Raw genomic sequence first — 21,235 nt, 5'->3', positions numbered from 1 at the left:
TTGTGCTCTCTCTTCCTTTCAAAAACGGCAGTTCTCGAAAGAACTGCCGCTACCCCTTAGAACTGCCAGTCCAGCGTCAGGCCCACACCGTGGTCCTTTTCGTTGGAGCCGATCAGCCCGTTGTAGTCCAGGTTGACCCGGACATCGCGATTGAGCGCCAGACCGGCGCGCACGCCGACCACCGCTGCATCTCGATCCATCGACACACTTTGCACGCTGAACGCGCTGTTGCCATTGGCGAACGCCAGGTGACTGTCAGCATCCACGCTGCTCAGGTTGTGCTGCCAGCCCAGGCTTGCGCCCAGTTCCAGCTGGTGTTTCTCCGACAGGGCAAACGTGCGTTTGGCCCGAACACCGAGGGTCGACAACACCACATCGCGGTTGTCTTCACCGCCCTTCAGTGCGGCGGCATCACCCTTCTCGGTGAAGCTGTCGCTGTTGAGGTGCACGTAGGCCAGATTGGCGAACGGCTCCAGGTTCATCGGTTGCAGGCCCAGGTCGTAGGCCGCTTCGGTGAACAGTTGCGCGGTGGTCGCATCGCGCTTGGTTTTCTGTTTGCCGCTGACGCCACCGAATTGCAGGTCGCGTTTGACGTCGATGCGATGCCAGCTGTAGGCCGCACCGGCGGTCAGACGCAGTGCATCGATCTGATGCCCCAGGTACGCGCCCAGGTGATAGCTATCGACCGAGGCGGACGAATGCGTACCCTCGCCCATGCTCAACGAGCTGTCGCTATAACCAGTAACGAAACCCAGACGAGTATCTTCAGCGATCAAGCCGTCGACACCGGCCAGCAGGCCACCGATGGAGCTGGTGGAATCGGCATATTTCGACCCGCCATCGCTCTTGCCCCAGGCGCCCAGCACTTTGAGCCAGGCGTTGCTGCGGTCATCGGTCGGCGCGCCGGCATCGAACAGATCGCGCTCACGCAGACGTTCGCCCACGGCATCGCGCAGGTAGCGGCTGTCGTTGATCAGCAGCGTGCCGATCGCCGGATGAATCTCGCCGGACAGTTGCTGGAAGGCCTCCTGCGCAGCGGCCGCCGACGGCGACAGCAACAGGGTTTCGAACAACGCATTGCCGGCGCCGAGGCGTTCGGCAGCAGCGCCGACCGCGCGCTGGTTCGGGGTCAGGCCGACGCTGGCGAACGAGGCGCCGTTACGGCCAACGTCCAGTTGCACACCGCTCGCCGAGTACGCCAGGGTGCCGCCGAGGAACGCGTAGTCGGGCAACACTTGGCCGAACTGCCCTTCAATGCCGCCCGCTGCCTGCAAGATGTTGAACTGGGTGCCGAGCAGGCTTTTCACTTCGCCGGTGGTCAACAGCGTCGGGCTGTTTTCCAGCGACATGGTCACGGTTGCGCCTTCGATCAGCGCTTTGCCGCCGGCGACAATGCGGTCGCTGCTGGTCGGGGACACTTCCACCGCATAGGTCGAACCCGGTGCGAAGGTCACGTCACCGGCCACATTCAAGGTGCCGATGGAATTGCCGGGCGCCACGATGCCGCCGCTGTTGGCGGTCAGAGCGGCGATCCGGCCGTTACCGCCGAGGATGCCGCCGTCATTGACCGTGACCGCCGACTGCAGCGAGCCATTGATTGCCAGTCGCCCCTGATTGACCAGGGTCGGGCCGCTGTAGGTGTTGTTGCCGGTCAGCACCAGGGTGCCGATGCCTTGCTTGGTCAGACCGCCATGGCCGGAGATGTTGTTGCGCCAGGTGTCGAGCCCGCAGGTGATGTCGTTGCACACGCGCTCGGTGGGTTTTCCCGCATCAATGATCGCGCCGATGCCCGGCAGATCGGCCACGAACTGACCGGAACCGTAGGCGCCCTGGATGCGGAATTCTTCGGGAATGTCCTGCTCGGTGACGAACATCGCCGGGCCGTCGATGCCCTTGCGCAGGTTGATCATGCCCCAGCCATACAGGGCGTCGATGCCCGGTGCGCCGAGGTCGGTGGCCGTGGTGCGCAACACGCTGGCGACCTGGTCGCCGGACATGTACGGGAAGCGCTCCATCAGCACTGCCATGGAACCGGCCACGTGCGGCGCGGCCATCGAGGTGCCGTTGTAGTTCTTGTAACCCGTGGTCAGGTTGTCGGCGTTGGTGCCTTCGATGATCGAGCTGAAGATTTTCGTACCCGGTGCCGACACGCAGAAACTCGCGGTGTAGCCGCAACGCGAAGAGAACGTACTCATGATGTACGGGTTGGCACTGGCCAGATCCGGGTTCTTCTGCAAGGCGGCGACGGTGATCCAGTTCGGCGCGATGTCCGGCACGAAGTAACCGAGGCCGGCGATGGCGTCCGGGTTGTTCAGGTTGTAGTCGTTGCCCGCTGCGAAAATCGTCACGATCCCGCTGCGTGCGGCGGCGATTGCGCCGTCGTAGGCGCCGCCGGGTTTGGCGCCCAGCAGTGTGCGGATCTCGTTGAACTGCAGTTGCGCGTCGTTGACGGTGAAGTGCGGGTACGCCGGGTCGCGGCCGCCGAGGTCAAAACGGTCGGTGATGCCGATCCCCCAGCTGTTGTTGATGATCCGCGCGCCGCTGGCGATCAGCGCATCCCAGCCGGCCTTGTACACCGCACCGTCGTTGCCGCGCACGATGCCGTCTTCCGGGCCCGGGTCGCCGTTGTCGGCGCTGATGATCTGCGCACCGAACGCCACACCGTGCATCGGCCCGCCGTCACGGCTGCCGGCGGCGATACCGCCAACGTGGGTGCCGTGGGCGCCGAGTTTGCCGTCGGAGCCGACCGAGGGCGAACCGTCATAGCGAAACGCGTCCCCGGCTTTGACCGGAATGTACGGGTCGGTGTATTCGCGGATCCCCGAGGTCACCAGGGTGATGACCTTGTTGCTGCCGGAAAACTCCGGGTGCGCGGCGTAGACCGGCTGGTCGAAGATCCCGAGCTTTACGCCCTTGCCGGTATAACCGGCGGCGTAGGCGTGATCCGCACCGATGGCGCCCAGGCCCCAGTCGGCCTGGAATTCGGCGCTGCGCCAACTGCCCGGATCCCCTGCCCGGCCGCTTTCCACGTAGGGCGCCGCGTGTGCGCTGCCCCAGGTGGTCATTGCGCAGAGCAAGGCGAAATTGAGGGTTTTCAGGCGAAAGCAGCCACCCGATTGCGCGGGGGTGTTGTTGTTTTTCATCCAGCGACCTTCCTTAGTGATGTTGCGAAAAATCCGTCTATTGAAGTGATCGTTCCCACGCCTTCCCCGTTGATCGTTCCCACGTCGAGGCGTCGAACCGTCTGCGTGGGAATGCCTCTGGGGACGCTCCGCGTCCAGTGACGCGGAGCGTCACGGGCTGCATTCCCACGCGGGAGCGTGGGAACGATCAAAACGATCATCCGTGTGTTTAGAACTGCCAGTTCAGGCTCAGGCCCACGCCGTGCTGCTTCTCGCGGCTGGCCAGTTGTCCGGTGTAATCGAGGTTGACCCGTACGTCGCGGGTCAGTGCCAGGCTGGCCTGCACGCCGACCAGGGCGGCGTCACGCACCAGTGGCGAGCTTTCAACGGTGTACGGCGCGCTGCCGCTGGCGAAGCGCACATGCTGTTCGGAGTCGATGTCGGTCAGGCTGTGCTGCCAGCCCAGATGCCCGCTCACTTGCAGTTTCTGCGCGGACGGCAGGTCGAAGGTCTTGATCGCCCGCACGCCGAGGGTGCTCAACACCGCGTCGCGCTGGTCGCCGTTGCTTTTCAGCGCGGCGGCGTCGCCCTTCTCGGTGAAGCCGTCGGTGTCGAGGTGCACGTAAGCCAGGTTGGCAAACGGCTCCAGGGCCAGCGCTTGCAGGTTCAGCCGATAGGCCGCTTCGCCGAACACCTGAGTGGTGGCGGCATCGACCTTGGCTTTTTGCTTGGCGCTGACGTTGCCGTACTGCAAGTCGCGCTTCACATCGGCGCGATGCCAGCTGTAGGCGGCGCCGGTGCTCAGGCGCCAGGCGCCGATGTCGTGACCGGCGTAGGCGCCGAGGTGATAGCTGTCGACCTTGGCTGAAGAATGCGTGCCCGAGCCCATGCTCAGCGAACTGTCGCTGTAACCGGTGACCAGACCGATGCGGGTCTGCTCATCGACCGCGCCGTCGATGCCGGCCAGCAAGCCACCGATGGAGGTGCTGTAACCGGCGGTGTCGTGTCGCGAGTCGGTCGTACCCCAGGCGCCGAGGGCCTTGATCCAGCCATTGCTTTGCGTGGTTTGGGCGTCATGCAGGCGCTCGCCGATGGCGTCGCGCAGTTGGCGGCTGTCGTTGATCAGCACCGAACCGAGGGCCGGGTAGATTTCACCGCTCAGCTGTTGAAAGGCTTGTTGCGCGTCACCAGCGGTGGCCGACAACAATAGGCTTTCGTAAACGGAATTGCCCGCGCCCAAACCTTCGACGGCAGTGGCCACGGAGCGCTGATTCGGGGTCTGGCCGACGCTGGCGAACGATGTCGCGTTGCGCTCGACATTCAAACCGATGCCGTTGTCGCTGTAGGCCAGGCTGCCACCGATGAACAGATAATCCGGCAGCACTGCACCGAACCGACCCTGAATGCCGCCCGCCGCTTGCAGAATGTTGTACTGCTGGCCGAGCAGGCTTCTGGCCTCGGTGGTGCTGAGTAGCGTCGGGCTGTTTTCCAGCGACAGGCTCACGGTGGCGCCGTTGATGGACGCAGTGCCGCCGGCGACGATGCGGTCGCTGCTGGTGGGAGACAACTCCACGGCGTAGGTCGAACCCGGCGCGAAGGCCACGTCACCGGCGACGTTCAACGTACCGATCGAATTGCCCGGTGCCACCCGGCCGCCGCTGTTGGCGGTCAGCGCGCCGATTCGCCCGGAACCGCCAAGAGTGCCGCCGTCATTGACAGTCACGGCCGAGGTCAGCGAGCCGTTCACTGTCAGCAGACCACCATTGACCGTGGTCGGCCCGCGATAGCTGTTGTTACCGGTCAGAATCAGTCGCCCGTCGCCGGACTTGATCAGACTGCCCTGATACACCCGACCGGCCGCCGCTGCGTCGCGGGCCATGCCCACGGCGTAATCGGTCTGATCCTGTTGACTGGCGCCGGCCGGCACGCCGTTCTGCCAGCCTTTGTTTTGCAGTGTTTGCTGCCAGGCGCTGTGTTCGGCGAGGTCTTCGTTCTGGCGCTGGATCAGCGCCTTGTCGCTGATGTCATTGCTCCAGACATCGCTCTGCCCGGCCGCAAGATGGGCGTCGAACGCCCCGAGCAATTGCCCCGGCCCGCGCATCGCCCGGTACAGGTTGGCCACGCCCCAGCCGACCCGTTCGGTCGGCGCATCGGTCACCGAACCGTCGAGCTGGGTGGCGGTGGTCAGCAACACTTCGAGAGCCTGCCGGTTGTTCATGTACGGATAGCGCTCCATCACCAGCGCCAGTGCGCCGGTGGCGTGCGGCGCGGCCATCGAAGTGCCGGACTTGATCGCATAACCGCCGTCGGGAATGGTGCTGTCGATCTTCGCGCCCGGTGTGGTGATGCACCAGTATTTGGCGATGCCACACTGGTTGTACTTTTGCTGATTGCTTTGATCCAGCCCGGACACCGCCAGCCAATGCCCTTCCAGGTCCGGCTGAAAGTACGGCAGCGCCGAGCGCACGCTGGCATTCGGGTAGCCGCTGTTGCCGGCGCTGAACACGTTGATTACGCCACGACGGGAAACGTCCGCCGCTGCGTCAATCCACGTGCCCTTGTTCCAGTGCTGAGCGTAAGCGGCGTGCAGATCCGCAAGGGTTCGATAGCTGACATCCGGCGGTTGGCTGCCCCAGCTGTTGTTGATCGCTCGCACACCGGCATCGGCCAGGGCGTCGTACACTGCCTTGAAGTAGCGGGGATCGGGGTTGGGGCCGAACAGGAAACTGTCGTTCTTGTTGGTGTTGCCGACGAAGATCTGCGCGTTGTACGCCACGCCGTGCATGCCGGTGCCATCGCGGGACGCGCCCATGGTGCCGACCACATGAGTGCCGTGGGAATCGTTGTTCGGGTTGAGGGTGCCGTTGACGCTGAACAGCGAGCCGTCGACGTAGCTGCCGCTGGCCAGCACCGGGTGATAGCGATCACTGGCGAACTCGGGATGGGCGGCGTCGAAACCGGAGTCCAGCGCGCCGATTTTCACGCCCTTGCCGGTGATGCCGGCGGCGTAAGCCTGATCGGCCTGCATCCGTTCCAGTCCCCAGTCGCGCAGGAATTCGGCGCTGCGCCAACTGGCCGGATCGCCGGGTTTGCCGGCTTCGAGGTATTGGGCCTGAGCCTGGGTTGCAGACATCACAAGCAGCAGGGTGCCGACCGTGATCGGCTTGATGCGTACGTCCATGTTCACCACTCTTTTTGTTGTTTTGGGTCGAAGCTTTTTGTGTTGAAGCTACGGTGTTATTGCGCCCGTGGGCCCTGTCCGAAGGCCTCATCCACCCGCGCCAGGTCCTGCTCGCTCAAGGTGCCCGCGTAGTAATGCAATTTGGTCCAGGCCATGAGGTAGTCATAGCGCGCCTGAGCCAGATCACGGCGGGTGGTAAATAGTTGTTGCTCGGCGTTCAGCGCATCGAGATTGGTGCGCTCGCCACCGAGAATGCTTTGTTTGGTCGATACCACCAGCGCTTCGGCCGAGGCCAGGGCCTTTTGATAGGCGCGCAGCTTGTTGACCCCGGACAGGCAGGCGCTGAACTGACGACGCAGTTCGATCAGGGTCTCGCGGGTTTTGCCGTCCAGTTCGTATTCGGCCTGTTCCATGGTGCGGCTGGCCTGGCGGGTCGAGGCCGACACGCCACCACCTGCGTACAACGGCACGCTGACTTCGAAACCGATGGTGTTGGTTTCGTAACGCTGGTTGTAGGTGTTGCCGCTTTCCGATTCGTTCTGGCGCATCGTGGCGTAAGCGCTGACTTTCGGCAGGTGCCCGGCGCGGTTGCGCTCGACTTCATAACGCGCCACTTCCACCGCCTGACGCTGGGACGCCAGGTTCGGGTTGTTGCTGATCGCCAGTTCGTGCCAGGTGTCGTAGTTGGCCGGCATCAGGGCAAATGTCTGGAAGTTCTGATCCAGCGGTGCCAGATCACTGATGTCCATCGCCGGCACGCCTACCAATGCGCCCAGCTCTCGTAGCGCGGCGTCTTGCTCGTCGCGGGCCTCGATTTCCTCGGCGGTCGCCAGTTCGTAACGCGACTCGGCTTCGAGGATGTCGGTACGAGTGCCCTCGCCCTGCTTGAACATGTGCTCGTTCTGCTGGAACTGTTGCTCGTACGCCTTCTTCTTGGCCAGCGCGATGTCGATCTGATCCTGGGCAAACAAGGCCTTGGTGTAGTTGTCGAGCACGCGAACCAGCAGTTCCTGGCTCTTTCCGCGAAAGTTCTCGTCGGCAAACAGCGACTGGGCTACGCCCTTGCGATACGCCGCGTAGGCTTCGTAGTCGAGCAACGGTTGTTGCAGGGTAAGGCTTGAGCCGTAGCTGCTGTAGTTGCGGTCATCGGTGCGGTTGCGCGCACGTTCGTCGAGGGAGGTGGCTTTCGACGAGTTACGGCCCTTGTTGTAGTTGTAACCCAGTTTCGGCAACAGCCCGGCGCGGCCGATGGCGCGGTTTTCGAGGCCTGCATCGCGCTCCTTGATCGCACCGAGGAACACCGGGTCATTGCGCAACGCCTGTTCGTAGATCTCGAACGGTCCCATGGCCGCCACTGCACTGTTGCCCGCGAGCAGCGCGAACGCTGCCGCCAGCATGGAAAGCTTATTCATACAGCCGAACATCCTTATTCTTCGGTCAACGCGGAACCGGCGCGGTCGAGCAGCGGCTTGAACAGGTAGTTGAGGAGTGAACGTTCGCCAGTGCGCACGAACATTTCCGCCGGCATGCCGGGCTTGATCACCAGGCCGTTGAGTTTTTCCATGGCCTGATCGCTGACGCTGCTGCGCAACACGTAGTACGGCACGCCGGTTTTCTCGTCGACCATCTGGTCGGCGGAAATCAGGCTGACTTCGCCGTGCACCCGTGGTGTCTTGCTCTGGTTGAACGCGGTGAACAGGATGTCGACCGGCAAGTGGGTGCCGACCTTGTCGATCAGGTTGATCGGCAGGTGCCCTTCGACTTCCAGGCGCGTGGCTTGCGGGACGATTTCCAGCAGAGTTTCGCCCTGACGGACCACAGCGCCTTCGGTGTGCACGCCGAGGTTGACCGCCACGCCATCGGCGGTGGCGAGGATTTCGCTGTGTTGCAGGTCGAAACCGGCGGAGGTCAGTTGCTCGGACAGGGTGACGCTTTTCAGTTGCGCGTCGGCCAGCTGAGTGCGGACTTCCTTCTGATATTCCTCGCCGTGCTGTTGCAGTTTCAGCTGGGATTCAAGAATGCCCTGCTCCACCCGGCCGCTTTCACCGGTGTTCTCGGCCAGTTGCTGCTGCACCTGCGACAGCTGACGCTGGTATTCCATCAAGCGGTTACGCGGGATGTAGCCGTTGTCGGCCAGCGGTTGCAGGTTGCTCAACTGCTGTTGCAGCGAATCGGCTTGCGCGTTGAGGTCAGTTCGGGCGCGGCGCATGCCCGCCAGCTGCGCGGTGGCACCCTCGATGCTCGCGCGCAGGGCGGCCTGTTCGCGGGCAAACGCTTCGCGACGGCTGCTGAACAATTGCCGCTGGCCTTCCAGCACCAGCGCCAGGCGCGGATCGGCGTTGTCGCTCAGCTCTGCCGGAAACGTCACTTGCTTGAGGTTGTCACGCTCGGCCTGCCAGCGCGCCAGGCTGGCCCAGGCCATGCGGTATTGCGCCTGAAGTGACTGCACGTCGGCGGCGACCTGAGTCTGGTCGAGTCGGAACAGTGGCTGGCCCTGCTTCACGATTTCGCCTTCACGCACCAGAATCCGGCTGACCACGCCGCTGCTCATCGACTGCACGGCCTTGCGCTTGCCCGACACCACCACGGTGCCCTGCACCGGAATGCCCTGATCCAGCGGCGCCAATGCCGCCCAGGTGAAGAAACTGCCGGCACCGACCAGTGCCAGAATCCAGCCCATGCGGGCGAAAAACCTGGCGTCGCGTTCCGGGCGCTCGGTGATGTAGTCGTGTTCCATCGTCGCTTCGTTTTGCGTGTTCATGCTCGCGCTGCTCATACACCCGAATTCCTTGTCGTCGGCTGATACTGGCGGCTCATGCTGAGTCCGGCCGGTGCTTGCGCAGGTTTTTCATTTTGTTGTGACTGGTTGCCGGGCTGGTTTGCGGACAGTGCCTTGAGCACATCATGGCTCGGGCCGAAGGCCTGCAGACGGCCGTCGTTGAGTACCAGCAGCTTGTCGGCCTGTGCCAGTACCGAAGAACGGTGGGTGACCAGTACCACGGTGGTGCCCTGGGCCTTGAGCTGCACGATCGCGCTGGACAACGCGGCTTCGCCGACGGTGTCGAGGTTGGAATTCGGCTCATCAAGCACTACCAGGCTCGGGTTGCCGTAAAGCGCACGGGCCAGTGCCACACGCTGTTTCTGGCCGCCGGACAAACCGCTGCCGTCCTCGCCCAATTGCGTGTCGTAGCCTTGCGACATGCGCAGGATCAGTTCGTGCACGCCGGCCTGTTGCGCGGCGGCCACGACCTTTTGCGGATCGGCTTCGCTGAAGCGGGCAATGTTTTCGGCGATGCTGCCGCTGAACAGCTCGATGTCCTGCGGCAGATAGCCGATGTACGGGCCGAGCTGATCGCGGTTCCAACGGTGGATGTCGGCGCCGTCCAGACGCACCGTGCCACCGAGCGCCGGCCATACGCCGACCAGCACACGCGCGAGGGTCGATTTGCCGGAACCGGAGGCACCCAGCACGCCCAATACTTCACCGGCCGCCAGGTTGAAATTGACCATGTGCAGGGTCGCGGCGCGCTGACCCGGTGGACCGGCGCTGACTTGTTCGAAGGTGATCTGGCCTTTCGGCGCCGGCAGCGCCATGGCGTCATCGCTCGGCGGGAAGGCTTGCAGCAACGCATCGAGGCGACGATAAGCCAGCTTCGCCCCGCTCCACTGCTTCCACACGGCGATCAACTGGTCGATCGGGCTCAGTACCCGGCCCATCAGAATGGAGCCGGCGATCATCATCCCGGCGGTCATGTCACCCTTGATCACCAGCAGTGCGCCGAGGCCCAGCACCAGCGATTGCAGGCACAGACGCAAGGTTTTGCTCAGCGAACTGATCACCGCGCCAGTGTCGCTGGCCTGGTTCTGCAGGCCAAGGAAGCGCGAGTGCACCTGGAACCAGCGCTTGCGCAAGGCGCCGAGCATGCCCATGGCTTGAATGGTTTCGGCGTTGTGCAAGTGGCTGGTGGCCAACTGGCTGGATTTCTGCGAATAACCGGCGGCTTCGCCCAGCGGCTTCTTGGTCATGTATTCGTTCAGGCAAGCCAGCGCGATCAACAGCAGCGCGCCAGCGGTGGCGAGTACGCCGAGCCAGACGTTGAACAGGTAAATCACAAACAGATAAACCGGGAACCACGGCGCATCGAAGAACGCGAACAGCGCAGGCCCGGTAACGAATTGGCGAATGTGGGTCAGGTCGCCCAAGGACTGCCCGGCGTTGCCCTCGCCCTTGAACAGGTTACGTTCGAACGCTGCCTGATAGACCCGCAGGTTGAAGCGGCGCTCCAACTGGCTGCCGATGCGGATCACGATAAAGCTGCGCACCACTTCCAGCAGGCCGATAAACGCGAAGAAACCGACGACCATCAGCGACAGCATCGCCAGGGTGGTTTCGTTCTGCGAAGACAGCACCCGGTCGTAGACCTGGAGCATATATATGGAAGGCACCAGCATCAGCACGTTTATCAATGCGGTAAAACACCCGACGCTGATCAGAATGCTTTTATAGTCACCCAATGCCTTGAATAAGGGAGCGGTGGCTGGGGCCTTCACCATCTTCATTGATTCTTCCTGAAATGATTGAACCCGCCAAATAGAGACGAGCGCTCAATTGTTATTTCGCTTACCTGCGAGAGATGACTTGCAAGTACCCGCTTACATTTTCACAACAACTTTTTCCAAGTCTTATAACTGCCGGGTACTTCTTTATATTCGTTGCGTTATTGCTCGACACGCTTGAGCGTCACGATCAGCCCCGACTTCAAAGTACTGGAATAAAGTCCGTCATGTTGTCGGCTGAAGAACTGGATTCTGGAGCCTTCCTTTCCGGTAATGGACAGACCGTCCGGATCGGGAAACCAGCCGATGGCATTTTCCTGCAGCCAGGCACTCAGGCAGTCGGCGCCGTGGCCAAGTGTCTGGTTTGGCTCAAGATCGATCTGGCAGGTGTTGGAAGGCTTGTCCTGCAGCGCCTGCGCTTCGGGAGCGTCATGGGCGGCGGTCAGCGTCGCCTGCCAGTGCCCGGCGAATACCGATGGATCTTCGAGTCTGAGGCTGCTTGCCATGGTTGTTTCTCCAGAAATCATCATCAGCATCGGCATGAAACAGGCGACTGCCATGCGGGAAAAAGAATTTCGAATCATAGGAAATTTCACTCCGGCGTGTAGCCTTGCGCACGTAGCGAGACGAAGCAAGCGAAGAAAACGGCGCATCAAGCGCCGCTTTCCCGTGTTACATCACGCCACGATGTCGCTGGTGGCTGCCTGGCCAACGGTGCTGACCTGGAAATCAGCCACGCCGTGCCCGGAGAAGTCCACCGACAGCAGGCTGTTGCCGCCCGAGGACGTCAGAACCGCATCACCCGCCGCACCGGTGAAGGCGCTGACGAAGTGCAGGCCCGCGCCCTTGGTGATACCGGTCAGGTCAATTTTGTCCAGACCGCTGACGAAATCGAGGATCTGATCGATCGCACCCGGCTTGGAGTCGGAGCTGGCCGCGAACACAAAGGTGTCCGAACCCGCGCCGCCCCACAGCTTGTCGGCACCGCCGGCGCCCCAGATGATGTCGTTGCCGGCACCGCCCTTGAGCTCGTTGGCCGCGCTGTTGCCGATCAACAGGTCGTTGCCCGAACCGCCGATCGCGTTCTCGATGGTGACGCCCTTGGCGATGGACACGTTGCCCACCAGGCCGCCAACGTCGGAGAACGAGGCTTCATTGAGGTTGATCTTCTGGTTCTGGGTGAAACCCGAGAAGTCGAAGGTGTCCTTGCCGCCCGCATCCCACACCGAGAACACCAGCTTGTCGGCCGACGACGAGGCGCTGAGGAAATCGCGACCGGCGTTGGAGTTAAAGCCATAGGTGGTGTCACCGGTACGGGTGGTCAGGTTGGCGCCGTAGAGCTTCTGGATCGCTGCGATGTCATCCATCAGCGGGCCGGAGGAATAGGCTTCCACCCCGCCCTTGCTGAAGTTCTGGCTGGTGTTGCTTTCGCTCCAGTAGCTCATGACGCTGTAGCCGCGGGTGTCTTGCCCGTAGGTCGCGTCGTTGTAGGTCGGGTTGCCATTGCCGGCGTTGTAGTCGCCCGGGTGCGCCAGGCCAAGGGTGTGGCCGATTTCGTGAGTCAGGGTCTGACGACCGTAGTTGTTCAGATCCGGGTTTTTGTTTTGCGTGTAGCCACTGTTGATCAGGTACCACGACGTGCCGTCGTAACCGGCGCCGGTGCCCGGCAGATAAGCGAACGCTGCAGCGCCATCCTGGCCGCCGCTGTAGTTGCCGAAGGTCATGTGGCCGTCACCGCCCGAGGCTTTCTCGGTGAAGGTCACGTTGGCCACGTCAGCCCAGGATTGCATGGCGAGCTTGGCCTGGGCTTGTTGTTGTGCACTGAACTGACTGAACCCGCTGATCCCGTGCTTGTTCATCGTGCTGGATGATGCAGAGGTCAGGAACGTGTAGGTGAGTTCGATTTTGCCGCTGCCATCCTTGTCCTGGTAGGCAGCGCCGTCGCGCAGCAACTGGGTTGCGGCCTGGTCGACGGAAAAGGAGGGTTTGCCATTGACCGTGAGGTTGCCGCCACGATCGTACTGATGGCTGAAGCTATTGATCTGGTTATACGCCGTGCTGGTCGCTGCCAGAGGTTGCGGCGCCGCGCCCAGCTGGAAAGCCTGTTCGGCGGTATCAATAGCGTTAGCTTTTACTTTCGACATAAACACACTTCCTTGTTTAGCAATGGAACAGTTTTTGTCCGATAGCGACAACCCCTGGCGAGATTGTCCTATCACTCGCCCAATGAAGGCGTAAGAAACCTGACACAATTTGAAATCTGTCGTCTAGCATTTTTTCGAGATCAAATTGAACTGTTCCGGGAAACTCCCGTAAACAAAGCACGTGCCGCCGAAAGAAGTTTGAAAGTGTGGTGATGTCGCCTAATTGTCTGACGATTTCTTATTTAAATATTAAATATCGGTAAGTTGTTTTTTGTTAGCAGCGTCTCACTTTGCTGCACTTTACCGATGCAATGCCAGTGTATTGATATCAAGTAGATTCAACAGAAAATAGTCAGGCGAGGGCTGTGCCGTCCTCGCCTTTTTTCCTTCAGCTGCCGGTCCGAATCTTGTTCCACACCCGAGTCCGAATCCGGTCGATGTTCAGCGGCATCGCTTCCAGTGCGAACAGCTTGCCCATCATTTCCGGGCTCGGATAAACCTTGGTGTCGTTCTTGATCGCCGGGTCGATCAGGCTGTCGGCCTGTTCGTTGCCATTGGCGTAGTGAACGTAATTGCTGATACCGGCCATCACGTCGGGCTGCAGCAGGTAGTTCATGAACGCATAGCCGGCCTTCTCGTCCGGTGCGTCGGCGGGCATGGCGACCATGTCGAACCAGATGGCGGCACCTTCCTTGGGAATTTCGTAGCCGATGTCGATGCCGTTCTTCGCCTCTTTGGCGCGGTTTTCCGCTTGCAGGATGTCGCCGGAGAAACCGACAGCCACGCAAATGTCACCGTTGGCCAGGTCGCTGGTGTACTTCGAGGAATGGAAGTAGCTGACGTACGGCCGCACTTTCATCAGCAGCGCTTCAGCTTTCTTGTAGTCCTCGGGATTCTTGCTGTGGTGCGGCAGCCCCAGGTAATTGAGCGCTGCCGGCAACAGTTCCGGGCCGTTATCGAGGATCGCCACGCCGCATTTCTGCAGCTTTTCCATGTATTCGGGCTTGAAGATCAGGTCCCAGGAGTCCACCGGCGCGTTATCCCCCAGCACAGCCTTGACCTTGGCGACGTTGTAGCCAATGCCGGTACTGCCCCACAGGTACGGAAAGCCGTGTTCGTTGCCCGGATCGTTGGTCTGCAAAGCCTTGAGCAACACCGGGTTGAGGTTCTTCCAGTTGGGCAACTGGCTCTTGTCGAGCTTCTTCAGCGCCCCGCCCTCGATCTGCCGCGCCATGAAGTGGTTGGACGGAAACACCACGTCGTAACCGGATTTACCGGTCATCAACTTGCCGTCGAGGGTTTCGTTGCTGTCGTAGACGTCATAGGTGACGCCGATGCCGCTGGCCTTTTCGAAGTTCTTGGCGGTGTCCGGCGCGATGTAGTCGGACCAGTTGTAAACCTTGACCGTATCCGCGGCCTGAGCAAGGGAAACGGCGAGCATCAAAGGAGCGAGCGTGAGGGTCTTTCGGATCATGGATCGATTCCTGTATTGGCTATTGTTGTTGGCAGGCAATCAAAAGGATCAAAACGTCAGAAAATCAGGACATAGGTCTTGCGCACGGTTTCCTGGATGTCCCAGATCCCGAGCGTATTGGCCGGCAACATCAGTGCGTCGCCACCTTGTATGTGCAGGGTTTCGCCGCCGTCGTCCGGGGTGAACGTGCAGCGACCGGAAATGAAATGGCAGAACTCCTGGGCGGTGATCTGCCGCCGCCAGCGACCCGGGGTGCATTCCCAGACGCCGGTTTCGACGCCGTCGTCGCGCTCGACGCTGGTGGTCGAGGCAATCGCCACCGGCGTGCCGAGCGGCACGGCCACCGGGTTTGAATCTTCCAGTTGCAACGTGGCGGTGTTCTTGAATTGGGTGATGCTCATGGCGTTACCTGTCTGGTAGTAAACAACGTTCAGTGCATGAAACCTTCCATGAACCCGGCCACCTGGCTGGCAAGCTTGCGCCGCCAGGGCGCAGTCGCTGGGTTGGCCAGGGTCTGGTCTTCGTGGACGAAGCTTTTGATGATCGCGTTGTAGCCGAGCCAGCGGCACGGTTCCGGCTCCCATGCCCGCAGCGCGTGGATCCCGCCGTCGGGCAGCACCCACGGCTGATGCGTCAGCTCGGTGTCGCGCTCGAGAATCAGATCCGCAAGCGTGCGCCCGCCCAGATTGGAAGCGCCGACCCCCTCCCCGCCATAGCCGCCGGACAGCGCGATGCCGTTGGCCCGGTCACACAACATGTGCGGTTTGAAATGCCGGGACATGCCGAGGTTGCCACCCCAGGCGTGGGTGATCTGTACGTTTTTCAGTTGCGGAAACAGCTCGCCGAACAGGTAGCGCCGCAGTTCGACTTCGTCGCGGGTCAGGTCGAAGTTATGCCGCAGTTGGCCGGCGAACTGATAACCGCCACGGGCGCCGAAGATCAGTCGGTTGTCGGCGCTGCGCTGGCCGTAAGTGACCTGGCGGCTGAACTCGCTGAAGGCTTGGCCCCGGTTGAGGCCGATTGCGTCCCAGGTCGCGGCGGACAACGGTTCGGTGGCGACGATCAGGCTCTGCACCGGTAATTGATAACGGCCCAGCGGTGGCAGCGTGACGGAATAGCCTTCGATGGCCGGGACGATCCAGCGGCTGCGCACGCTGGCGTTGTCGGTCCGCAAGCTGCCGGCCTGCCAATGGGTCACCGGGCTGTTTTCGTAGATTTTCACTCCCAGGCGTTCGACGGTTCGCGCCAGGCCGCGCACCAGTTTCGCCGGGTGAATGGTCGCCACATGCGGGGCGAAGATGGCGCCGTAGGGTTTGGCGATGCGCAGCTGCTGCGCCAGTTGTTCGGGGCTGAGCCAGCGGTAATCGTCGTCGGTCAGGCCCTGAGCGTGGAGTTTTTTCAGGTAGTCGCGAAGATTGGCTTCCTGCTCGGGATAGCGCGCGGCGCAATACAGCACTCCGCCCTTACGGTAGTCGCAGTCGATGCCTTCGCGTTCGAGGACGACTTCTACTTCATCAGGAATGCTGTGCAACAGGTCGAACGAAGCGCGACGTTGTTGCGGTGACAGGCCCGCCAGCAAACGATCCTCGCCCAGCAGATTGCCCATCAACCAGCCGCCGTTGCGACCGGACGCGCCGAACCCGGCGGTTTGCGCTTCGATGATGGCGATGTTCAGGCTCGGCGCCTGTTGTTTCAGGTAGTACGCAGTCCACAGTCCGGTGTAACCGGCGCCGATGATCGCCACGTCGACATCCAGGTCCTGCGCAAGCGACGGGCACGCGGTCAGCGGCTCGTCGAGTTGGTCCATCCACAAACTGATAGTGCGCCACGCCGGCATGCAAGACTCCGCCAATCCAGGTTTCGATGGCGTCGATCCTAGTGGCTGGACTCAGGGATTGTCTTGCGCGCGTGTCCGCAAAGAAATTTGCTTCGCATAAGCTTTCGGCGACTGCCCGGTGTGCTGGCGAAAGCAGCTATAGAAAGCCGACAGTGAATTGAACCCGGCGGCAAACGCCAGTTCGTCGATGCGCAGCGGCGGCGTGGCGCTGTCCAGCGACTGCAATAGATGTTGCAGACGCGCCTGATTGACGTAGCGGTAGAAGCTTTGCCCCAGCACTTGGTTCAGCAGGTACGAAATCTGATTGCGGCTGTATCCGCACTCCTTCGCCACCCGTTGCAGGTCGAGCTCCGGATCGAGATACGGTTGCTGGCGCTGGAAATACTGCTGCAGGTCATCGGCCATGAAGCTCAACTGGCGCGGCGACAGGCCCAAGCGACTCACCGCCGGACGCTGGCGGGTTGTCGTCGGACTTTCAGCCTGTTCGCGCACCAGCGATGCATATTCGTTGACCCGCCAGATCCGCCCGTCCTTGACCGTGATCGCTTCACTGGAGCGAAACGACACCAGCCCGTTACCACCGCGCAACGTCACTTCGTATTGAATGAATGCGGTGTTGCCGTCGATGCGGATGCGGTCGCAATGCTCCAGCGCTTCGTCGGATTCGCGCGGCATGCTGACCCGGACGTACTCACGCAGTTCTTCGAGGCCGAGCACGCGGTTCTGGAAAAAATCGTTGTACTGGATGTCCGGGTGGTACAGCGCCATTACGCCATCCAGGTCCCGGTGTTTCCAGCACAGGTGATAGCGCATGACCGTTTCGGCCGTGGCCCGGGTCTGTTCCGGGCCGTCATCATCAGCGTGCATAAGGGACTCTTGGAAAAAGAACCGAGCTTGCCCAACTTCCGGCGCTGCTTCAACAACCGGTGGTGATGGCATTTTGGCGACGATTGGGTTGTATCGTGACTTACATCAAAAGAATCCTCGCAATCGCTAAATGAACTGAAAATTCTCACAGGAATTTCACATTCAGATGCTACTTTTAAAGGCAGTCACCGGTTGAGCCAATGAAGGCTCTTCCCACCTAACATGAGCAAACGGAAGCGCTCGATGAAGAAGGCGGGCAACACATGAACAAAGGGTCAAGCAAAGTCACGTTTCCCAATGCCTGCCAGCTCATGCGCTGGCATTTTCATCCCATGGGTTTCGAGGCGACCATGGATGCGCCGGGCAGTCTGGTCGCGCGCCTGTTTGATCGGGCCAGCGGCGAGACCCTGATCGCGATCGCCGGCATTCCCTGTGCCACGGTGATGAATGCGGCGGATGTGGAGCGAATAATCGAAGCCGTCGAGGACGAATTGGAGGCTTTCACTCCTCCAGAATCTCTCAAGAGCTATGCGTAACTATTTGATTTAAAACAAAAAGCCCGCTTTGTGCGGGCTTTTTCATGGGCGCTGGATTCAGGCCGTTTTCTTTTCAGGCCGATGATCGACGAAGAACGGTTTACCTTTGGCGACCCGGTCCGAGGCCCGAGGCATGTTGACCGCCTGAGTGTCCTGCGGCTCGACGTACCAGTAGCAATGGCTGACTGCGCGGGTGATGCCAACATAGGCCAGGCGCAGGATTTCGTCTTTTTGCGCGCTGTCGTACGGCTCGCTGTCGCCAGCCTTGCCCAGTCCGGCCATGCGATACACCTGATTCTTGTACGGTGAACTGGTCAAGTGCTGGCAATCGCCCAGCAGAAAAACCGCGTCGGCCTGCAGACCTTTGGCGCTGTGATAGGTCAGTTGTTTCAGTCGACGGGACTCGTACGGCAAGCTCGAATCCACATTAACTACAGACTGAATATGCTGCTCAATCAATAACTTATCGCTGCTTTTTCGATAGAGCATCAGGATTGAATCGCCCTTTCGATAGTGTTCCGCCAGGCGCTGGCCGAGTGCCTGATCGTCGCGCTCCAGCACGTTGACTGGCTGCAACGGCCTCTCCTCGCCGCTGGCCTTGGCCTTCTTGCCCGGGATGGCCGGCGCTGCCCGGACGATGTGTTCTGCCGCGTCGATGATGTGCTGATGGCTGCGATAGTTGTCGCTGAGCATCACCCGCGTCGTGCTCGGCGACGGGAATTCCTTGTTGAACTCCATGAAGTAACTCGGCGAGCTGCCGCGCCAACCGTAGATCGATTGCCAGTCATCGCCCACGCAAAGCAGCGACGATCGCTGCGCACCTCGTCCGACGTGCATGGCCGGGCCACGACTGCGGATTTCCGAGAGGCTCGCGCGGATCCACGAGACGATCTGCGGTGAAACGTCTTGAAACTCATCAATCATCAGGTGCGACATCGGCCGCAGCAGCTCATCACTGAGCAGCTTGAAGTTTTCCGGCGAATGCTCGCTGAACAGCGCGAACATCCGGTTGTAGGTCATGACTGGCGGCTTCTGATCAAGCAAATGGTCCTCCAGCGCTCGCCAGAACAGGCTTAAAGCTTCGAAGAAAAACCGGTCCGGATCGTCCTTGGCGAAACTCATGCGGCCAACGGCGTCCGGCACGTCCAGGCCCAGGTTCTCGATGAAGCCTGCGGCGGCGACAAAACAGTCGAGCAATGGCGCCGATGCGAGCTCGCCCTTGACCTTGTAGTCGAAGCCGGGGCCGGCGCTGACATCACCCGCCAGCGTGGCCAATAAACGTTTTGATGACTCGTAGCTATCCAGCCAAATCAATGGTTTACGACAGAAAGCTTGAAACAGAGTGCGCTTGACTGCCCACTCTGCACGCACCGTCAGCTTGGCATTGGGACGGCAGACCTGCGGGTTTTCCCGAGGATCGAAACCCAATACCACCCAGGCGCCCAGGCTCGGAATGTAGCCGTGGCAATGGAACGACGCGCCGTTGATTTCGAATGTCTGACGGCTGGGCTCGATACCCTTGATCGGCCAGGCGCCTGTGCGGAGCCACATGTCCTCGATCATGTCGCACAGCTCTTCATCGCGCCGGGCCGCCAGCTCTGTTACAGCGACGCGCTTTTGCACGTCCGGGTGATCGCGTTCCAGCTCCTTGAGCTGCAAGGCGTGCCGGGACAGCGGCTGGATCAGTTGCGCAAAGCGCGGATCTTCTTTGTAGAGACGGTGGTAACAGGCGTTGAGCTGCTGGCGTTGTGCGTCGTTGATGCGCAGATCGAACGGATTGCTGTCGACGTCTTCATCTCCACCCGGCGCGCGGTGGCTGAGGTTTTCGAATGCCTGCAAGCGCTCGAAACCCGGCAGGCTGCGGACCATCGGCAGGATCCGCGAGTGAAAGGTGCGCACCAGATCCCGCGCGTCTTTCTGACTGAGTGCCCGGCCCCACAATGCGAACAGTTCGATCAGTTTGTTGATGAAGTCCTTGCGCGACTCGCGGGTGAAGGTCACCACGGTCATCGAATCCAGCTCAAATCCCAGGTAGTGAGTCAGCAGCAGGATCCGCAGCACCAGCGTGGTCGACTTGCCGGCTCCGGCGCCGGCAATCACCGAGGTTGACGGGGTATCGCTGAAAATCATCTTCCATTGCGCAACGCTCGGCTGTGCATGGGCCGGTAACAGGCGCGCGACGTCGGCTTTCATGCGCTTCTTCAGCTCTGCGCTGAGCGGCAGGCGCCAGTCGTCGAACAGGTGTTTGTCGATACCGGGTGGCCGATGCTCGGTATTGCGACTGTCGCGGATCAACAAGACCTGGCGGCCCTCTTCCAGCCCGTCAGCCTTGCCTTCCTTGTACCCGTAATCCACGCCGGCGGTATGCCCGCTGCGAAAACCGTCAGCCTGGCCGTGCAGCCACGAGGCACGGTGCTGAGCACGCAGCCGCGTCAGACCGTGGCCAAGGAAACGCGCCGCCAGGCGTTTGAACCAGGGCATCTCGGCCAGGGGACGAAGTTCGGGAGGAAGATCGGGGGTGTGTTGCGCCACGCTGACGGACTCCGGATGTGAGGCTGTTGAGGGCTATGGTGTCTGCATTTGCTTTTTTGTTCTAGCGAAATGCTTACAGGTCATTGGTTTAGGCGATGAATTGAAGGTGGGATGAGACGGTTTCGAGCCTTTTTCATATCAACCGATTCGATTGGAATGCCGCAGTTTTTACGCTTTTTATCGATGATTGACTGATAGATGATGGCTGCCATCAATCACCGGTCTCGCTTCGTGGCTCAGGCATCGCGCCCCATGACGAACCTTTTGAGGAGACGATCATGCTTGAACTCAGACCTTTCAGCTCGCTGGGCGGCGCCCATCACGGCTGGTTGGATGCCCATCACCATTTTTCGTTCGCCGAGTACTACGATCCGCAACGCATGAGCTGGGGCAATCTGCGCGTATGGAACGACGACATCATTGCCGCCGGCACGGGCTTCCCTACTCACCCGCACCGCGACATGGAAATCATCACTTACGTGCGTGAAGGCGCGATCACCCACCAGGACAACCTGGGCAACAAGGGCCGCACCGAAGCTGGCGACGTACAAGTGATGAGTGCCGGCACCGGGATCGCCCACAGCGAATACAACCTGGAAGCAACGGACACCAGGATTTTCCAGATCTGGGTTCTGCCGACCGAAACCGGCGCACCACCGTCCTGGGGCGCCAAACCGTTCCCGAAAGGCGACCGCGAAGGTTTCGTGACCCTCGCCAGCGGCAAGGACGGTGACGATCAGAGCCTGCGCATCCGCGCCGACGCGCGCTTGGTGGCGGCCAATATCAAGGCCGGGGAAACCGCTGAATATCGCCTCGATGCCGGACGTCGTGCGTATCTGGTTCCGGCCAAGGGCGTCATTGAAGTCAATGGCTTGCGCGCACAAGCTCGAGACGGTGTGGCGGTGGCCGATGAACAGGTGTTGACTGTAACCGCGCTGGAAGACAGCGAGATCGTGTTGGTGGATCTCGCCTGATCGGCGAATCG

The 21,235-nt window shown here is 61.1% G+C and carries 14 protein-coding genes; 2 read left to right on the top strand and 12 right to left on the bottom strand.

Features of this window, described 5'->3' with window-relative positions:
- Nucleotides 1-56: 56 nt before the first annotated feature.
- The 11 genes from ACM6JM_RS09205 to ACM6JM_RS09155 all read right to left on the bottom strand — a co-directional run bounded on the left by ACM6JM_RS09205 (nucleotide 57) and on the right by ACM6JM_RS09155 (nucleotide 17,182).
- On the bottom strand, nucleotides 57-3,143 hold the full coding sequence (locus tag ACM6JM_RS09205) for an autotransporter domain-containing protein (RefSeq protein ID WP_414881706.1): 3,087 nt from the start codon (nucleotides 3,141-3,143) through the stop codon (nucleotides 57-59).
- Between the two features lie 208 nt (nucleotides 3,144-3,351).
- Nucleotides 3,352-6,303 carry an autotransporter domain-containing protein gene (locus ACM6JM_RS09200; RefSeq protein WP_414881705.1) on the bottom strand — a complete coding sequence of 984 codons (2,952 nt, stop codon included), beginning with the start codon at nucleotides 6,301-6,303 and terminating at the stop codon, nucleotides 3,352-3,354.
- A gap of 56 nt (nucleotides 6,304-6,359) precedes the next feature.
- Nucleotides 6,360-7,727, bottom strand: a complete 1,368-nt coding sequence (locus ACM6JM_RS09195; protein ID WP_414881704.1) for a TolC family outer membrane protein — start codon at nucleotides 7,725-7,727, stop codon at nucleotides 6,360-6,362.
- Between the two features lie 2 nt (nucleotides 7,728-7,729).
- Nucleotides 7,730-9,079 carry an HlyD family type I secretion periplasmic adaptor subunit gene (locus tag ACM6JM_RS09190; protein WP_414881703.1) on the bottom strand — a complete coding sequence of 450 codons (1,350 nt, stop codon included), beginning with the start codon at nucleotides 9,077-9,079 and terminating at the stop codon, nucleotides 7,730-7,732.
- Nucleotides 9,076-10,863: a type I secretion system permease/ATPase gene (locus ACM6JM_RS09185; protein ID WP_414881702.1), complete on the bottom strand. Its 1,788-nt coding sequence runs from the start codon at nucleotides 10,861-10,863 to the stop codon at nucleotides 9,076-9,078. Before ACM6JM_RS09185 ends, ACM6JM_RS09190 begins: the two co-directional genes overlap by 4 nt.
- A gap of 158 nt (nucleotides 10,864-11,021) precedes the next feature.
- Nucleotides 11,022-11,444 (bottom strand): AprI/Inh family metalloprotease inhibitor, encoded by a 423-nt coding sequence (locus ACM6JM_RS09180; protein ID WP_414881701.1) that lies wholly within the window; start codon nucleotides 11,442-11,444, stop codon nucleotides 11,022-11,024.
- 93 nt (nucleotides 11,445-11,537) lie between these two features.
- Nucleotides 11,538-13,004: a serralysin family metalloprotease gene (locus ACM6JM_RS09175; protein ID WP_085667063.1), complete on the bottom strand. Its 1,467-nt coding sequence runs from the start codon at nucleotides 13,002-13,004 to the stop codon at nucleotides 11,538-11,540.
- A gap of 388 nt (nucleotides 13,005-13,392) precedes the next feature.
- A complete protein-coding gene (locus tag ACM6JM_RS09170) occupies nucleotides 13,393-14,478 on the bottom strand; it encodes a polyamine ABC transporter substrate-binding protein (protein ID WP_163975167.1) in 1,086 nt (361 codons plus the stop codon).
- 56 nt (nucleotides 14,479-14,534) lie between these two features.
- The gene (locus ACM6JM_RS09165; RefSeq protein ID WP_039768313.1) at nucleotides 14,535-14,879 is read right to left on the bottom strand and encodes a cupin domain-containing protein; all 345 of its coding nucleotides are present in this window, start codon (nucleotides 14,877-14,879) and stop codon (nucleotides 14,535-14,537) included.
- Nucleotides 14,880-14,908: 29 nt separating this feature from the next.
- Nucleotides 14,909-16,315, bottom strand: a complete 1,407-nt coding sequence (locus ACM6JM_RS09160) for an NAD(P)/FAD-dependent oxidoreductase (protein WP_414881700.1) — start codon at nucleotides 16,313-16,315, stop codon at nucleotides 14,909-14,911.
- Between the two features lie 51 nt (nucleotides 16,316-16,366).
- Nucleotides 16,367-17,182: a helix-turn-helix domain-containing protein gene (locus ACM6JM_RS09155; RefSeq protein WP_085667064.1), complete on the bottom strand. Its 816-nt coding sequence runs from the start codon at nucleotides 17,180-17,182 to the stop codon at nucleotides 16,367-16,369.
- Nucleotides 17,183-17,445: 263 nt separating this feature from the next.
- On the opposite strand from ACM6JM_RS09155, the gene ACM6JM_RS09150 reads away from it, so the two are divergent.
- Complete coding sequence (locus tag ACM6JM_RS09150; protein ID WP_039768310.1) at nucleotides 17,446-17,718, top strand: DUF1652 domain-containing protein; 273 nt, start codon at nucleotides 17,446-17,448, stop codon at nucleotides 17,716-17,718.
- 57 nt (nucleotides 17,719-17,775) lie between these two features.
- On the opposite strand, the gene ACM6JM_RS09145 is transcribed toward ACM6JM_RS09150, so the two are convergent.
- A complete protein-coding gene (locus tag ACM6JM_RS09145) occupies nucleotides 17,776-20,250 on the bottom strand; it encodes a UvrD-helicase domain-containing protein (RefSeq protein WP_414881698.1) in 2,475 nt (824 codons plus the stop codon).
- A 278-nt stretch (nucleotides 20,251-20,528) separates the two neighbouring features.
- Between ACM6JM_RS09145 and ACM6JM_RS09140 the strand changes: the two genes are divergently transcribed.
- Entirely contained in the window at nucleotides 20,529-21,224 is a 696-nt protein-coding gene (locus ACM6JM_RS09140; RefSeq protein WP_414881697.1) for a pirin family protein, read from the top strand.
- Nucleotides 21,225-21,235 lie beyond the last annotated feature (11 nt).

The organism is Pseudomonas sp. IT-P2, from assembly GCF_949767575.1.
In the GTDB taxonomy this organism is placed as follows: domain Bacteria; phylum Pseudomonadota; class Gammaproteobacteria; order Pseudomonadales; family Pseudomonadaceae; genus Aquipseudomonas; species Aquipseudomonas pharyngis.
Note: the sequence above shows the minus strand (reverse complement) of the source record. Positions and strands in the feature narration are given on the sequence as shown.

Coding starts and splice junctions, on each gene's coding strand:
- ACM6JM_RS09205 (WP_414881706.1), bottom strand. CDS start 3,143: ATGAAAAACAACAACACCCCCGCGCAATCGGGTGGCTGCTTTCGCCTG.
- ACM6JM_RS09200 (WP_414881705.1), bottom strand. CDS start 6,303: ATGGACGTACGCATCAAGCCGATCACGGTCGGCACCCTGCTGCTTGTG.
- ACM6JM_RS09195 (WP_414881704.1), bottom strand. CDS start 7,727: ATGTTCGGCTGTATGAATAAGCTTTCCATGCTGGCGGCAGCGTTCGCG.
- ACM6JM_RS09190 (WP_414881703.1), bottom strand. CDS start 9,079: ATGAGCAGCGCGAGCATGAACACGCAAAACGAAGCGACGATGGAACAC.
- ACM6JM_RS09185 (WP_414881702.1), bottom strand. CDS start 10,863: ATGAAGATGGTGAAGGCCCCAGCCACCGCTCCCTTATTCAAGGCATTG.
- ACM6JM_RS09180 (WP_414881701.1), bottom strand. CDS start 11,444: ATGATTCGAAATTCTTTTTCCCGCATGGCAGTCGCCTGTTTCATGCCG.
- ACM6JM_RS09175 (WP_085667063.1), bottom strand. CDS start 13,004: ATGTCGAAAGTAAAAGCTAACGCTATTGATACCGCCGAACAGGCTTTC.
- ACM6JM_RS09170 (WP_163975167.1), bottom strand. CDS start 14,478: ATGATCCGAAAGACCCTCACGCTCGCTCCTTTGATGCTCGCCGTTTCC.
- ACM6JM_RS09165 (WP_039768313.1), bottom strand. CDS start 14,879: ATGAGCATCACCCAATTCAAGAACACCGCCACGTTGCAACTGGAAGAT.
- ACM6JM_RS09160 (WP_414881700.1), bottom strand. CDS start 16,315: ATGCCGGCGTGGCGCACTATCAGTTTGTGGATGGACCAACTCGACGAG.
- ACM6JM_RS09155 (WP_085667064.1), bottom strand. CDS start 17,182: ATGCACGCTGATGATGACGGCCCGGAACAGACCCGGGCCACGGCCGAA.
- ACM6JM_RS09150 (WP_039768310.1), top strand. CDS start 17,446: ATGAACAAAGGGTCAAGCAAAGTCACGTTTCCCAATGCCTGCCAGCTC.
- ACM6JM_RS09140 (WP_414881697.1), top strand. CDS start 20,529: ATGCTTGAACTCAGACCTTTCAGCTCGCTGGGCGGCGCCCATCACGGC.